The following is a 13,258-nucleotide window of genomic DNA, read 5'->3' on the forward strand; positions in this document are numbered from 1 at the left end:
ATGGATAAAAATTGGAAAATAGATCAATTAGAGAAGTTGCATATTGGTAAATCTATATACAAATATATTCCCGAAAATATTGGGAATATATTGTATTGCGATACAACAGAGCCCAAAGAATATCCATTAACACCTCAACAAACCTCAAAAAGAAAAATATTAGGTATGCTTTTTTGCATAATAAGTCTTTCTTTATATTGGGGGTTTCTTTATGAACATTACATTTGGGGAATTATCATTACTATTGTCATTTGTATTATAACCTTGGCCGTTTATAATACATCCTTTTCCGGTGTAGATTATTTTATTGGTGACAAAGGTTTTTCTATAATAGAATTTTCTGGTAGACGAGACAATATTGCCAATAAGCAGATATGGCAATTTGATGATTTATCATATCTATTTACAGGAGAATGTGTGAAAAAGGTGAATTTTTCATATTCAGGCACGGATTATTATTTTTCTTTTTATAAGAAACTGAATCCTGATGGAAAAACATATGATATTGCATATACGACGACAGGATCATATTCAGATAAATCGCCAAAAGACCCAATGAATCCAGAGGGAGCGAGTCCTGAATATTGTTTCATGAAAGAATTAGAAAAAATATGGACGTTACATTTTTTCAATAAACACAAGAATGCCCCAATAACTCAATTTCCACTTATTAAAGATAATAGCATTTATAGTGATGCTATTGCTGTCTGTCGTGATTATATTGATATTTATGGAGTTAAATACAATCAAAGCAATACGAAAAACATCTATATTTCTAATGGTCAATTGATTGTAGAGCATGAAAATCATTCAAAGAAATTCCTTGGGTTAATTGAAAAAGGAAATATAAGTTCAATTCCTCTTTCTGATTTAGGAAATCGACAAGCATTTATGTTATTATTTAACTCATTTTACAAATCATGATATACTCAAAAGGAGATAAAATTAATAACTACACAGTAACATTTCCGCATAAGCAAAGTTCTTATGCGGAAACTTACCGTGTTAAGGATGATACTGGGAAAACTCGTTTTTTGAAGCTTATCAATTATAGCAAAGTAAGTCGTTGGCAAATGAATGATAAAGGAACGATGAGGGAAATTGAAATCTCTAAGCAGTTTAATCATTCTAATCTATGTAGCTATATAGATTCCGGTTCAATTATGAAAAATGGCAGTCAATGGGCTTACCTTGTAACAGAGTATATCAGTGGAGAAACACTTTCACAACGAATTATACGTACTGGTTCACTTGGTGTGTACGAAATAAAGCAAGTAGCAAAATATGTATTGGGCGCATTGGACTATATACATTCACTTCCCATACCAGTCATTCATAACGAAGTTACAATACAAAATGTAATGCTTAATCTTGTCGGTGGGCTACAAGAGCTTAAATTGATAGACTTTGGCCATGCTTGTTACCTCAACCAACAGAATGGCAAACCTGATTTGACGGACTTAAACGCATTTTATTTAGCACCGGAGCGTTTTTCGGGAGTTTGTTCAGTTCAGACAGACTTATATGCTGTTGGCGCAATGATGTATTTCTTGCTTTATGACAAACTACCATGGTTTATTGACTTATCTCGTGTTTCAAACAGCGATAAAGTAGAAGCTATTCTATCTGAACGTCAAAAAGAACTTGATTTGCCCGACATTGAAATGTTTGAATTGGATGAGCAACTCATCAATATTATTGTGAAATCATTGTCTCAGGATTCAGAAGACCGCTTCCAAACAGCTAAAGATTTTATCAAAGCTATTGATGGTGAAGTAAAAATCTCAAGACAATCAACTAAGAGAAAAATTCTTTCATCAGGAGCAGAAGACAAATCCGGAGGTTCATCTAAACCTGTGAATATCGTAAAAGGTTCGGGCTTTGCTGCGATAGCAGGTATGGATGAACTCAAAGAACAACTTCGGGAAGAGGTAATAGATCCATTGCATCATCCTGAAGAATACCAACGCTATGGTGTTACAATTCCGAATGGAATGCTGCTGTATGGTCCTCCCGGATGTGGAAAAACTTTTTTTGCCAAACATTTTGCCGAAGAAGTTGGTTTCAATTTTATGTTTGTTACACCGGCAACACTTAAAAGTCGTTATGTGAATGCTTCACAAGAGAACATCGCCAAGATGTTCAAAGAAGCTGAGGAAAATGCACCTACCATCATCTTTATCGATGAAATTAATGAGTTGGTTCCCAATCGTGAAGGGGATGTACATGAAATGTCCAAAAGTGCCGTTAATGAAATGTTGGCTCAGATGGATAGAACTGGAGAAAAAGGAATATTCATTATTGGCGCAACAAATTATCCCCACATGATAGACCCGGCTATATTGCGAGCTGGTCGCTTAGATAAGAAATATTATGTCGGAGTTCCTGATGAAGTTGCTCGAAAAGCTCTTTTTGAACTTTATCTTAAAAATCGACCGTATGACTTTGGTTTGGATTATGACGAGTTGTCTAGGCTCACAAGAAACTATGTTTCCGCAGATATACAACTCATTGTAAATAACGCAGCTCGTACCGCCCTCAAAAGCCGTTCAAAGATAACGATGACTATTCTAAGAGATGCTATTGCAGCTGTTCGACCATCATTGGATATAAAAGAACTTCAACGCTATGAAGAAATAAAAGCACAAATGAATGGAGAAGAAATTAAAGAGCCTGGAAACAGACCTAAGGTAGGATTTAAATAAAACATAAACGATATGAATACGAATGAATTATACTTAAAAACCATCTTTTGCTGTATGGCTTGCGATGGTGATATTGCAAAAGAAGAGGTTTTATTAGTGAATGACATAACTTCCAAACAAGAATCATTTAGAAATATAAACATAGAAGCAATTATAAATGATTATGTAGCAGCTATTAATGAAAAAGGAGTTTTGTTTTTGAAGCAGTATCTTAAAGAATTAGAAGCGCAGAAACTTTCAATTGAGGAGCAGATGATAATCATTGATTTGGCAATTCAGACAATATATGCTGACAGCAAAATAGAATATTCGGAAGTAAAATTTTTCAAGAAGATTCGTAATCGATTATCACTGAATGATGAACAAATACTTACTAAATATCCAGACATTGAGGATTTCTTACTTCCCGACATTAATGTCATAGAAGATCCCGAATGGAACAATGTCATATTTGAGAATATAAATTTAGCAGAATATGGGCAGAAACAGTGAATGATTTATAGACTCTGAACTTTCCAAAAATCCCGACCCGCGCCTCACGGCGCAGGCCGGGGTCAGGACATTCAAGGATTTATGCCGGTGTCCTCGCCTCAAGAAAGCGGTAGGCGTTGGCGTTTACAAGTCCTATAATCCGGTCGTGGTATTCCGTGTTGGAGTTGCACAGCCCACGGCTCTGTACCACCTTGCCCTGACTCAATGAGAATTCCACGGTCTCAATGCGGTTGCCTTGGCGGTCGTGTGCCGACAGGATAACGCTGTCCGCCTTGGCATAATACTCGCATTGGAACACACAATGGTGAAGGCTGCTTCCCTCGGCCTGAAAAGCCTCGATGGAGTCAAGTACGGATATTTCAATGTCATTGTCGCTGATGACAATCCCGAAGTAACGTGACTTTTCCCGGTAGAAGTCAGCCTCCCTCGCCTTGGCCCTCAACATCTGTTCCCTGTTTCTACGCTTTTCCTCCGCCTTGTTCCTTTTGTTCAGCCAATGGTCATGGGCGGCTTTGAGGTCTTTGGGGCAGACATACTTGGCGTTGTGGATGTCCTTACCGCATTGCTCCAACAAGCGGACGGTATCACACCACAGGCCGTAGTCGGACGGGCGGTAATGATGCCGTGCAGCTACCTTGTACGACTGCCAGCACGTGTCCAAATCCAGCGGACGGCTCACAAAGTAAGCCACGGCCTGCAAGTCCCCGGACTTCATCATCGTCTCTATCCGGCTGTCCGTCAGCAACGCCTTCATCAGCCTTGCCGGATGGCAGCCATCGGGAAGCCTGCCTTTCATGCCGTTGCGCCTCAATTCAGGAAGCACCTTATAACGTGGGTAAACGTATGTATCGGAAATCACCCAATGCACCTCGGACAAAATCTTCAAGTCAATTCCTGTACACCAATTGAAGCTGTCCACATACCAGCCCAATGTCCTTGCCCTTGATGTCACCGCCATCCTGCCCTCGGCATTGAGCCACAGACGGCACACCTCCATGCAGGACGTTTTCAACTTCATCCCTTTCCGGCATAAAGCTCTCAGTAGGAACACACGCTGCACCTGCAGGCCGTCCGCCACTTCAAGGGAAGAGAAGTAGGCGGACTGCACCTCCTTGCGCTTCATCGTGTCCCTTACCTGCAAGCGGTGTCCGCAATGGGGACAGCATACCGACTTGCCTTTTCCCTTATGGTCAAACTTCGCTCCGCAGTCGCCGCACATGCAGTTGTGGCCGGATGTGCGGAATGCGATATGTACAATGACATTACTTACAGCCCATTCAACGGCTTTGGGGCTGAGGACGGTCAGCTTCCCGTTGGAAGCCGCCACCGCCTTTTCAAATCTGTTCCTCGGTTTCATGGCTCAAAAGTTGTCAAAGAGTGATAATGTCGGTTGGCTGTCAGTCTGCGGCTTGTGGGCTTTCGGCCTTGCATTGCGTGCCTGTATCTTGCGAAGCTCCTCGTCCTGATAGCGTTTGAGTGCGAGTACCCTCTGTTCCGCCTTTTCCTCCTCCGTCAGCTCTATATGGTGGTTTATCACCACGTTACAGGACAGCGGCTTGCCGATTTCAAGGTCAGGCTCGTCTATGACGTGTACCGCCATTGAATATATCTCGCTGTCCGAGAAACCGCAACAGCCGGAGTTCTTAACTTCGTGTAGGATAAAAGTCACCACATCGTCAATGGTACGTGTCGTGGTTTCGTACTTGGCACGGAATAGTTCATCTTCCTTTGCCCTTTGGTCAAGATAACCCTTGATAATCTCCTTGAAATGTTCTGTTCCTTTCATATGTCCTTGCTTTTTTATAGATAAATCCATACAGGTTAAATCGGCAGGCCTGTCAGCAGTTCCAAAAGCGGTATGGTGTTAATGTCCTTGTCGAAGCGTATCTGCCAGTCCGGCCTTGCCAGTAGGGACGGCATGAACTTCTTTACCACAAACCGCCCGTTGTCGTTAGAATAGCAGTTGATGGTGGCGAAGTTTGCTCCGTCCTTGCGGATGTGGGCGAAGAACGGCGGCATACCGCAGAAGCACTTGCGGACGCTCTCCCTGTCCCACAACAAGGTAAGCTCGTAAATACAGCCCTTGTAGCTGACACTTTCCTTTCTGTCAATCAGTTTTATTGCCATAATGCCTGAATTTTGAAGTTCTAATCTTTTTCCCTTTTGTTTGAAGCCTTGCGGCTTCCGCTCCGGGATTTTACGATACGGCATGACGGAAGGTGCAAGGGGCAAAAGGCGGACGGGACAAGTGGAAAGAGGCCGGAATACCCGATTTGGCACAAATCGCGGAAGGCTGCCGGACGCTTTCCACGCAGGCAAGTGGAGCGTCGTTCGCCGCCGCCACGGCCTTCCGTTGCTTTGTAGCGGAAAATCCGCCGGAGCGGAACGCCCACAGGTTCAAAAACAGGAAATCCCGATGCCACAACCGATGACACCGGGATTCCAACATATTAGGGAACAAAATTCTTAGCCTTCTACGGCAAGGGTATCTCAAACGACTTCACCACGCATTGCGCCTCCTTGTCCAGGATGAACCAGTATTCGGAATGATAGCCCTGTCCGTCCGCGTCCACGCCCTCGAAGTCAACCTTGACCTTCCAACCGCTGAACGGTTGCGGACTCCCGTCAAGAGGGCTGCCGAAGTCCATCAGACGCCTCAGGCTTGACATGGCCGACATCTGCCGCTCCATCAGGGCGGCCGTTTCCTTGTCGTCCGGGTCAAAGTCCTCCAGCCCGTCCGTCGCTTCCATCACCTTCCTGTTGATTTCCACCATGGCCATGGAAAGAGCCATCTTCTCCTCCTGCGTGATGTAGGTATGCCCGAACACGGAATCCGGCCTGCTGACAGCCAATATCCGTATGGATTCGGGATTGTCCACCGACGCCCTCAATGCCTTTTCGGCCATGTCCGTAGCGCGGTCGTCCAGATTGTCCGAACAGCATACAAAATAGAATACACCGCTCCAGAACAGCACGATGGAGACGAGTATTATCCAAATCTTCATCCCCGGTCTCATATCTTCACGATTTGAAGTTTGTCCGGCGACACGCCGAGCCGCTTGCGGTAGATGCTGCCATCCTCACGGTACATCTCCAGTTCCGAAGAGGTGATGCCCTTCTCGCAGATTTCCACGGCTTCCTCCATGGTGAGCTGGTGCCCGCCGATGTTGCGCCAGATGGCAAAGGAGCAGGGTGCATTTTGGTTGGAGTAGTTGGAGCAGTTGAACGCCCGGCTTCCCACACGGATTTCCCCTCCGCAGTGCGGACACCTGCCGATGACCGGCTGCATCAGGATGTTGCCGTCGTCGGCCAGTTCCAGCACGGTCGGGAACGTCTTGCCCTCCTTGCTGGAGAAGCCGTCCAACAGGATGCGACGTTTCTCCAACAATACCGCCACCTCCGCGTTCGCCATCTTGCGGTTGCCGATAATAGCATTGATGTTCAGTACGCAAGAGGGACTGACGCCGATGTTATGCTCACAGCGGTACCCCTTGCAGGTCTTGACCACGTTGCCGCCGCACAGGGGGCAGCGGCCGATGATTTTCTTTTCTGTTTCCATTATTGTATGAATTGATTGTTTTTACCGATTGATTCACTTTTGTGATATTCTAATTGAATCCACGCTTCCAGTCGGCCACGATGCCGCCGATGATGTTCTTGCCGGACATCACATTGGCCCATCCTTCCGGATCGAGCGAGAACCAGAGGTTGTTCCACGAGAGCGTGCGCACCTGCCATGCCAGGATGAACAGGTCGGTGTTGATGGTTTCGAGCCTGGTCACCACCTCGTTAGCGATATAGTAGCGTTCCGAAGAGTCCAGCAGGTTGACCTTGTGCTTCTCGTTCTTCCCGTCAGCCCCTGTCACATCGTAGCTGCCCGAAGTCACGAGCTGTTTCATGAAAGGATAGAGTGCCGCCATCTGCGTGGCCGCGTCTGTCAGTTCGTCCGACACGATGGCCGCTATCGCCGTGCCCTTGAGGTTGCTCCCCACCGATTTGAGCAGCAGGCTGCAGTTCTGCGGTATCTCGGTCGTCACCAGTTCCCCTGCACGTTTGATCTGGTAAAGGTTCTGCACCGCACCCTGCGCATTGGAGAGGTATTCCAGCATCTTGTCCTCCACGCTGTGTACCCGGTCGAGCGCGACCGTCACGGCGGCTTCGGCGGCGATAATCTTCTCCTGCGTCTTCCTGCGCTTGTCGTGCAGGCTCTTCAGTTCCAGCGTCTGTGCCGTCACCGCTCCGGTCAGCGCAGGGTCTATCTGTTGGGAGAACGCCGGGACGGCATTGCCCCCGGCCAGCCACAGGGCAAATGCCCCAGTAGCTATTTTCAGTCTGATCGTTTTCATATACGTTCCATGTTACGTTACATTTTAAGGCTTCCCTTTCTCCGTTCCGCCAGGTTCCGGTCGCGTTCCTCCTTGCATGGAGCGAGAACCGGAGCCACCGGTCTGTTCAAGAGACAGTCGTTCCAGTCCTTGAACGCCTTGGGCGGCAGCCATTGCCCGGTACGGTATCGGAGAGGCAGGTGCGCGACAAGCTGTGAGGCCAACGGCTTTGTCGGATTGACGGTAAAGTTCTTGCCTCCGGCTTCCACCTGCAGGCCGTCCTCCGCCTTGCTGATTTTCATCGGGATGCCTTCCAGCAGGCCGATCATGCGAAGCCCGTAGATGCGCCCGGCGATGTCGTTGTCAAAACAGTCGAAAGCCTTGGCGTTCGGAAAACGCCCCATCACGCCGGTAATCTGGTTGTCGGAGAATGTCCCTCCGAGGGAGACCAACGCCACATCCGGGTGCAACTGGTTTCTGTTCATCTGGTGGAAAGCCATCGCGTCGAAGGCGGACTCACAGAAGAACACGCTCCTGACCGCTTCGGGATTGCCGCCGGAGAAGTCGGCCACCCATGCCGCCGAAGAGGAATCCGTGCCTGCGGCCTTTGATTTGTAGCCGCCGTAGCCGCGTATCTCGTAGCCCTTCACCTGACCGTCCGCACCGGTATAAGGGAAGCCGATGTTGTAGCCGTCGAAATTCCCGTTCCGTTTGTCCCGAATAAGGGAAATGAACAGTGCGAACCGTCTGACCGTCTCATCGGACAAGCCACGCTTTGAAAATAATGACGGTATCTTGTCCGGATTCACAGGTCTTGTCTCATACCGTGATGCGTCAAAGACAGATGCAGCCTTGACTGATTTCAAGTATTCCCTGTTCTCATGGTATTCCGGTTCGGGCATGTTGGCGAAGCGTGCCATGACCTTGGCCACCTTCTGCCACTCGTCCTTGCCTGTGACGAGGAAGGCATCCAGATTCTCGCGGATAAGCGTAAGCACGTCCCCTTTGGAGCCGTTCCGGCGGAAGAATGTCTGGGAAGCCCTGTCGTTGGGATGGCTGACAATGAGAGTGTCACGTTTATCTCTTCCGTCACCCAACACCAGTTCGATGTATCGTCCCACACCGGCCTTGCGGTCAAGGCGGTAGCCGAGGGCGTAAGCCACATCGGTCACGCCGACACGCGCTTTGAGTTCCTTGAAGTTTACCTTATAGTCCGGCATACCGTATTGCTTTGGATTAAATACTCATCTTGGCGCTTACGGCCTGCGTCCTGCCTATCATGGCAATCTCCGGCCCGAAGGTCTTGCGTGCCGTCATGTTCAGGAAAGCCGCCTTGTCCTTGTAGTCCGTAAGCTGGAAGTAAGTCCGAGCCGTGCCTTTCGACACCTTCTTCAGACCCAGCTCCACGCCGTCATACGAGGCACGGATGGCGTAGTCGCCGCCGCGTGTCTTGACGATGGCCGCGTTCCTGAATGGCACTTCCTCACTTGGGTCAAGCGGGGCGAGCGGGTCGTTCTTGGCCAGATAGGGCTGTTCGTTCAAGGCCAGCCGCTGCCTGTCCACATGGTCGAGTATCATGTCCGAAGCCCTATTCACGTCCGCCATGACCGAGACGATGAATTTCGGTTCCTGTTTCAACACGCCGATCCACGAGTCCAGATAGGCGGCCGAGTTGTCCGTGACCTTCGGGTCAAAGCCCATCGAATGGCTTATCATCGCCGCCGTCAGTTCGGCGACAAGCTCCTCCTTGGCGTACTTGGGGTCTCCGAACCTGCCCATGCCGTCACGGTTGAGCCGCTGCGGTGTCATGGTGGAGTGGGCCATCTCATGCAGCATGGTGGAATAGAATTCCATGCCGCCACGGTAGATTTCGTCGGGAGTGCTTCCGATGTTGAACTGCGCCTTCATGGGCAGCACCACGATGTCCTGCCCCGGCGAGTAATACGCCCCGTCCACGCGCTTGTCGGCCTGTATCGGGCAGACCCAGCCCTGCGTCTGAATCATTCTGTCGAGTGCAGCGTGGGCGTACATGCCTTCCGTGTCGCGGAGTTCGGGCAGTCTGAACCTGTCCATGAGCTTCCGCATCCGTTCTGGCTGCACCTCGGCCAGGTTGGTCTGCGCCACGTTGTACACGGGAAACGCCTTGACAAACGGGATGACCTCCATGCCTTCCTTCTCCTCTTTGCTCATGGCGCGGTATTCCTCCGAGCTGACCTTCCTGCCGTCCTTGTCCTTCACGAGCATGTCCCAATAGATGACGGGGAAGGCCTTCTCGCCTTTGAGCACGTGGGCTTTCAGGTTGTGCGCCTGCTTGAAGGTGAGGAACACGGGCAGGTCGTAGCCGTTGGCCGCCGTGTGGAGCTGCAGGAAGAAGGAGTTGGAGCCGGAATAGTTGCGTCCGCCCACGTTCTGGGGCAGACCCGCATATCCCGACGCTCCGCCTATCCAGCCCTTCTTCCAGTCGGACGCCTTCATCTGCTCCATGCGCCCGATCATCATCTCGGCGAAGCGGTCTATGGCCGCCTGGCCGGAGTTGGCAGATGCCGGGTTAGTTCCAGATGCCATAGTCCCCGTCGTCGATTAGCTGGCGTTCCATCTGCATGATGTCCGTCTGTTCCACATAAAACTCGGCGGACTCGTCCGAAGGGTCCGTGCCGTGCGCACGGCACCACTCCAGATAGTCCTGTTCGCTTTCGCCCTCCAGCACGAAGCGGAGATAGCCTATCTTGCCTTCCTGGAGGAGTTCAACCAGCTCCTCGTGTTTTATTGCTTCTGACATAATTATGTTATTTTATTATGAGTGAGTGATTTACATTTTCATTGAGTTTGATTTCTCCAGCCTGTTGGTCTGGGCCGAGAGCAGCCCGTTGATTTCCGGGGTGAGGTACTTGGCCGCAATCTGCTCGCGTGTGGCGGTACGGGTCTTGAAAAGCGAATAGCCGTCGTCAAAGGAGATTTCGTGCCGGGCGGTCTTGCCCTTGTCGCCCATGTCCACATACACCTTCCACTTGTTGTCGGTGTGGTCTTTCGCCACACGGACGCCCTTGGGGTCAACGCCTTCGGGAAGCCGGTACTTCTCGTAGGCGGACTTCAGGTGCAGCCGCTCGCCGAAGTTCTTCTCGATGAGCTGGTTCGGGGTCATCACCCGGTCGAAGTAGGCGTTCAAGTCCTGGCGCGAGGCCACGGCGGACATCCTTGCGCCGTCCACCTGGGCATAGAACTTGTACCGTCCGAAGTCGGGACGCTGCTCGTCCTTCTCCTTGTAGACATTGAACTTCTCGATGGCTACCGCACCTTCCGCGCCCTCCATCTGCCGGGGGAACCTGTAGGTGTCCTCCGGCACTTTCGGCATCAGCTTCGTCGGGTAGTAGCGTTCCATCAGTTGCGGCACGGTCAGCTCCTTCTTCTGGTAGGCGGCGAGGTCGGCGGCATCCATCTTCTGCGGCTTGAGCTGCTGCCCGTCAATTTTTGCGGTGAAATACCAGTCCTCCGGGTTGTCCTTGCCCTGGTAGGCATGGCCGTGGGTCACCTTGCCGCCGTCGGCCGTCACCATCTGCGGCTCGCGCGGCTTGCGTTCCTTCTTCGCCTCGGCCTGCTGTTCCACATTGGCGTCCGCCTTCGCTTCAGCTTTCGGTTTCGTACCGGTCTTTTGTTCCGTATTTTTCTGACGGGCAGGTTTCTCCTTCACTTCATTGGAGTCAGTTTGGACAGGCTTGTCCTGCACGGCCTGGTCTTTCTTTTTCTTTGCCATATCAGTATTGTTGGGTATGATTTCTTCTTTTATCTTTAACTTTTCTCCGGCTTCTTGTATGGGCCGCTCATCCTTTTTCAGCTTGGGAGTTTCGAGTTGGTCACAGATGGCCACCCTCTGCCCGGAGCGTATCAGTTTAGGAAGATATACATCCAAGGCGTGATAGGGAAACAAGGTGTATTTGACAGGGTCTTTCTCACCGGAAAAGACCCTGCTGGTCAGCGTGATGGCCAGTACGGCGGCGGCCTTGACCGCATCCTCCCTGTACATCTCGTAGAAATCCCCCTTCCGGAAGAGGAGCATCGCGTCGGGATGCTTCTGTTTCAGCGTGTCGAACTGCCGCAACATGTCTGCGGCGTTTTCCTGTTCTTGCTTCTTTGCCATAAGCGGACGGATTTAGCGTTTGAGACTTTGGCTGACATTCTCTTTGGGAGAGTGCAGCTTCATGGCACGTTCCTGCGACTGCCTGTCCACGACCTTCCGGTATTCCCAACGGTTGCTGTCGGTCTGTACCAGTCCGAGGTATTCAGGGTGCAGCTCGTCGTAGCGCAGCTTCTGCTGGCGTTCCCATTCCTTCAGGTCGCCCTTGATGACCCTGAAGCCCTGCGGCTCCCTCAGGTCAACGCCGACCGACACCTTCTCGCCGCCGACATTGAGTTCCACGGGCTTGCCGTCGCGCACCTGCTGCTTCTGCTGCGTGCCCAGCTCGATGTCGTTCACCTTCTCCATGTCCTTCAGCTTCTGTTCCAGCCGAATTTCGGTCACACGGCGGTGGAGGACAGATTTAGTCTCAGGGTCAAGCTGGAGGTACTGCCGGGTCTTTTCGCCGTCCACATCCACGGCCTTCTGTATGACTTCGCCTTTTTTGAGGCGTTCCGCTTCCTGTTCAGTCAGGCCAAGAGCCTTGTTGCGTTCCGTTTCAAGAATTGCCCTGACGGGATAGGCCATCAGGGCCGGGTTGCCCAGCCGGTCTGACACCAGCTGGAGTTTGAGCGGCAGCGTGACATCGTTGCCGTTCTGCGCACGGATGGAAACCTGCATGAGGGGTGTGACCTCGCCGGAGAGCAGCTTTTCCTTCACCTCCTGCGGAAGAAGGTCTGCCTTCTCCTTGTCAATGCCCAGCATCGCCAGCTTCCCGTAGGGCAGCGTTTCGGATAAATTTCTGTTGTCCATTTCGTTATACTTGTTTTTACGGGTTAATTTTGCGGACGAAACCGCTTGAACACCCTGCAAAAGTATTTTCACCCAAACAAGAAAAAGAAATGCACAACACTATTCTGCTGTATCTGATGCTGTCGCTCCTGCCACTTACGGCTTCCGCACAGTTCTATACCATTACCAAGAAGTCGGAGTTAATACCCGGTTCTGGAAGCAAAGCGATGAAAAATACTGAAAAAGAGAATGATACAATCAGTAACAATGTACAAAGTGTCAGAAACGACACCTTGCACATAAATACCCCGATAAAGAAAAAGAATAAGGGAAAAGGCCAAAAAGGTAACAAAAGGACATCCCTAAAATCAGAGCTTCCCGAACTGACCATTCCCAATCTTTATGCGGAAATTATACAAAACAGAATACAATATCCGAAAATCGTATTGGCACAGGCCATCCTTGAAACCGGATGGTTCACCTCCCCGGTATGCAGGAACAAGCACAATCTGTTCGGCCTGACCAACCCACGGACAGGGAAATACTTTGAGTTTGACCATTGGACGGAAAGTGTCCGGGCATATTATACCAAGGTTCAGTACAGATATAAGGGAGGAAATTATCTGTTATGGCTCAGAGATATAGGATATGCAGAAAACCCCAATTACATTCGGGAAGTAATCGGAGTTTTAAGAATGATTTAAGATACAATATCTAATAATAATACTTCGTTAAATTAACATCTAATCCGTTGACAACAAACAAGTTAATTAATAAAGTTTAGCAGAATAAAATAGGTCAAGTGGCTGATTTTCATTACCTTTAATGGTATC

At 49.7% G+C, this 13,258-nt stretch carries 16 protein-coding genes; 4 read left to right on the top strand and 12 right to left on the bottom strand.

Features of this window, described 5'->3' with window-relative positions:
* Genes B5F25_RS17045 through B5F25_RS17055 form a run of 3 tightly spaced genes read left to right on the top strand, consistent with a single transcriptional unit; the run spans position 1 to position 3,197 of the window.
* Entirely contained in the window at positions 1-924 is a 924-nt protein-coding gene (locus B5F25_RS17045; protein ID WP_087250985.1) for a hypothetical protein, read from the top strand.
* A complete protein-coding gene (locus B5F25_RS17050; protein ID WP_087250987.1) occupies positions 921-2,705 on the top strand; it encodes an AAA family ATPase in 1,785 nt (594 codons plus the stop codon). Before B5F25_RS17045 ends, B5F25_RS17050 begins: the two co-directional genes overlap by 4 nt.
* A gap of 12 nt (positions 2,706-2,717) precedes the next feature.
* The gene (locus tag B5F25_RS17055; RefSeq protein WP_087250990.1) at positions 2,718-3,197 is read left to right on the top strand and encodes a TerB family tellurite resistance protein; all 480 of its coding nucleotides are present in this window, start codon (positions 2,718-2,720) and stop codon (positions 3,195-3,197) included.
* A 79-nt stretch (positions 3,198-3,276) separates the two neighbouring features.
* Here the strand turns inward: B5F25_RS17055 and B5F25_RS17060 are convergent, their stop codons facing one another.
* From B5F25_RS17060 to B5F25_RS17110, 12 genes are all read right to left on the bottom strand, one after another.
* Positions 3,277-4,554, bottom strand: coding sequence for a PcfJ domain-containing protein (locus B5F25_RS17060; RefSeq protein ID WP_087250992.1), 1,278 nt, complete (start codon positions 4,552-4,554; stop codon positions 3,277-3,279).
* 3 nt (positions 4,555-4,557) lie between these two features.
* Positions 4,558-4,983 carry a PcfK-like family protein gene (locus tag B5F25_RS17065; protein WP_087250994.1) on the bottom strand — a complete coding sequence of 142 codons (426 nt, stop codon included), beginning with the start codon at positions 4,981-4,983 and terminating at the stop codon, positions 4,558-4,560.
* A gap of 35 nt (positions 4,984-5,018) precedes the next feature.
* Complete coding sequence (locus B5F25_RS17070; protein WP_087251012.1) at positions 5,019-5,324, bottom strand: hypothetical protein; 306 nt, start codon at positions 5,322-5,324, stop codon at positions 5,019-5,021.
* A gap of 70 nt (positions 5,325-5,394) precedes the next feature.
* Complete coding sequence (locus B5F25_RS21960; protein WP_162614447.1) at positions 5,395-5,646, bottom strand: hypothetical protein; 252 nt, start codon at positions 5,644-5,646, stop codon at positions 5,395-5,397.
* 25 nt (positions 5,647-5,671) lie between these two features.
* A complete protein-coding gene (locus B5F25_RS17075; RefSeq protein WP_087250996.1) occupies positions 5,672-6,214 on the bottom strand; it encodes a hypothetical protein in 543 nt (180 codons plus the stop codon).
* Positions 6,211-6,756, bottom strand: a complete 546-nt coding sequence (locus B5F25_RS17080) for a topoisomerase C-terminal repeat-containing protein (protein WP_087250997.1) — start codon at positions 6,754-6,756, stop codon at positions 6,211-6,213. The genes B5F25_RS17075 and B5F25_RS17080 overlap by 4 nt, the downstream gene beginning before the upstream one ends.
* Positions 6,757-6,805: 49 nt before the next feature.
* Positions 6,806-7,543: a hypothetical protein gene (locus B5F25_RS17085; RefSeq protein ID WP_087250999.1), complete on the bottom strand. Its 738-nt coding sequence runs from the start codon at positions 7,541-7,543 to the stop codon at positions 6,806-6,808.
* 17 nt (positions 7,544-7,560) lie between these two features.
* Positions 7,561-8,742: a DUF3991 and TOPRIM domain-containing protein gene (locus B5F25_RS17090; RefSeq protein WP_087251000.1), complete on the bottom strand. Its 1,182-nt coding sequence runs from the start codon at positions 8,740-8,742 to the stop codon at positions 7,561-7,563.
* 16 nt (positions 8,743-8,758) lie between these two features.
* The gene (locus tag B5F25_RS17095; protein ID WP_087251002.1) at positions 8,759-10,087 is read right to left on the bottom strand and encodes an ArdC-like ssDNA-binding domain-containing protein; all 1,329 of its coding nucleotides are present in this window, start codon (positions 10,085-10,087) and stop codon (positions 8,759-8,761) included.
* Positions 10,071-10,301, bottom strand: a complete 231-nt coding sequence (locus tag B5F25_RS17100) for a hypothetical protein (RefSeq protein WP_087251004.1) — start codon at positions 10,299-10,301, stop codon at positions 10,071-10,073. The genes B5F25_RS17095 and B5F25_RS17100 overlap by 17 nt, the downstream gene beginning before the upstream one ends.
* A gap of 30 nt (positions 10,302-10,331) precedes the next feature.
* Positions 10,332-11,657 (bottom strand): DNA mismatch repair protein MutS, encoded by a 1,326-nt coding sequence (locus B5F25_RS17105; protein ID WP_087251005.1) that lies wholly within the window; start codon positions 11,655-11,657, stop codon positions 10,332-10,334.
* A 12-nt stretch (positions 11,658-11,669) separates the two neighbouring features.
* Positions 11,670-12,446: a DUF4099 domain-containing protein gene (locus B5F25_RS17110; protein WP_087251007.1), complete on the bottom strand. Its 777-nt coding sequence runs from the start codon at positions 12,444-12,446 to the stop codon at positions 11,670-11,672.
* 89 nt (positions 12,447-12,535) lie between these two features.
* On the opposite strand from B5F25_RS17110, the gene B5F25_RS17115 reads away from it, so the two are divergent.
* Complete coding sequence (locus B5F25_RS17115) at positions 12,536-13,129, top strand: glucosaminidase domain-containing protein (RefSeq protein ID WP_087251009.1); 594 nt, start codon at positions 12,536-12,538, stop codon at positions 13,127-13,129.
* Positions 13,130-13,258: the final 129 nt, after the last annotated feature.

The organism is Bacteroides sp. An19 (assembly GCF_002160215.1).
In the GTDB taxonomy this organism is placed as follows: Bacteria; Bacteroidota; Bacteroidia; order Bacteroidales; family Bacteroidaceae; genus Phocaeicola; species Phocaeicola intestinalis.

Excerpts from the sequence above, each read along its gene's own strand:
- B5F25_RS17045 (WP_087250985.1), top strand. The coding sequence starts at position 1 with ATGGATAAAAATTGGAAAATAGATCAATTAGAGAAGTTGCATATTGGT.
- B5F25_RS17050 (WP_087250987.1), top strand. The coding sequence starts at position 921 with ATGATATACTCAAAAGGAGATAAAATTAATAACTACACAGTAACATTT.
- B5F25_RS17055 (WP_087250990.1), top strand. The coding sequence starts at position 2,718 with ATGAATACGAATGAATTATACTTAAAAACCATCTTTTGCTGTATGGCT.
- B5F25_RS17060 (WP_087250992.1), bottom strand. The coding sequence starts at position 4,554 with ATGAAACCGAGGAACAGATTTGAAAAGGCGGTGGCGGCTTCCAACGGG.
- B5F25_RS17065 (WP_087250994.1), bottom strand. The coding sequence starts at position 4,983 with ATGAAAGGAACAGAACATTTCAAGGAGATTATCAAGGGTTATCTTGAC.
- B5F25_RS17070 (WP_087251012.1), bottom strand. The coding sequence starts at position 5,324 with ATGGCAATAAAACTGATTGACAGAAAGGAAAGTGTCAGCTACAAGGGC.
- B5F25_RS21960 (WP_162614447.1), bottom strand. The coding sequence starts at position 5,646 with ATGTTGGAATCCCGGTGTCATCGGTTGTGGCATCGGGATTTCCTGTTT.
- B5F25_RS17075 (WP_087250996.1), bottom strand. The coding sequence starts at position 6,214 with ATGAGACCGGGGATGAAGATTTGGATAATACTCGTCTCCATCGTGCTG.
- B5F25_RS17080 (WP_087250997.1), bottom strand. The coding sequence starts at position 6,756 with ATGGAAACAGAAAAGAAAATCATCGGCCGCTGCCCCCTGTGCGGCGGC.
- B5F25_RS17085 (WP_087250999.1), bottom strand. The coding sequence starts at position 7,543 with ATGAAAACGATCAGACTGAAAATAGCTACTGGGGCATTTGCCCTGTGG.
- B5F25_RS17090 (WP_087251000.1), bottom strand. The coding sequence starts at position 8,742 with ATGCCGGACTATAAGGTAAACTTCAAGGAACTCAAAGCGCGTGTCGGC.
- B5F25_RS17095 (WP_087251002.1), bottom strand. The coding sequence starts at position 10,087 with ATGGCATCTGGAACTAACCCGGCATCTGCCAACTCCGGCCAGGCGGCC.
- B5F25_RS17100 (WP_087251004.1), bottom strand. The coding sequence starts at position 10,301 with ATGTCAGAAGCAATAAAACACGAGGAGCTGGTTGAACTCCTCCAGGAA.
- B5F25_RS17105 (WP_087251005.1), bottom strand. The coding sequence starts at position 11,657 with ATGGCAAAGAAGCAAGAACAGGAAAACGCCGCAGACATGTTGCGGCAG.
- B5F25_RS17110 (WP_087251007.1), bottom strand. The coding sequence starts at position 12,446 with ATGGACAACAGAAATTTATCCGAAACGCTGCCCTACGGGAAGCTGGCG.
- B5F25_RS17115 (WP_087251009.1), top strand. The coding sequence starts at position 12,536 with ATGCACAACACTATTCTGCTGTATCTGATGCTGTCGCTCCTGCCACTT.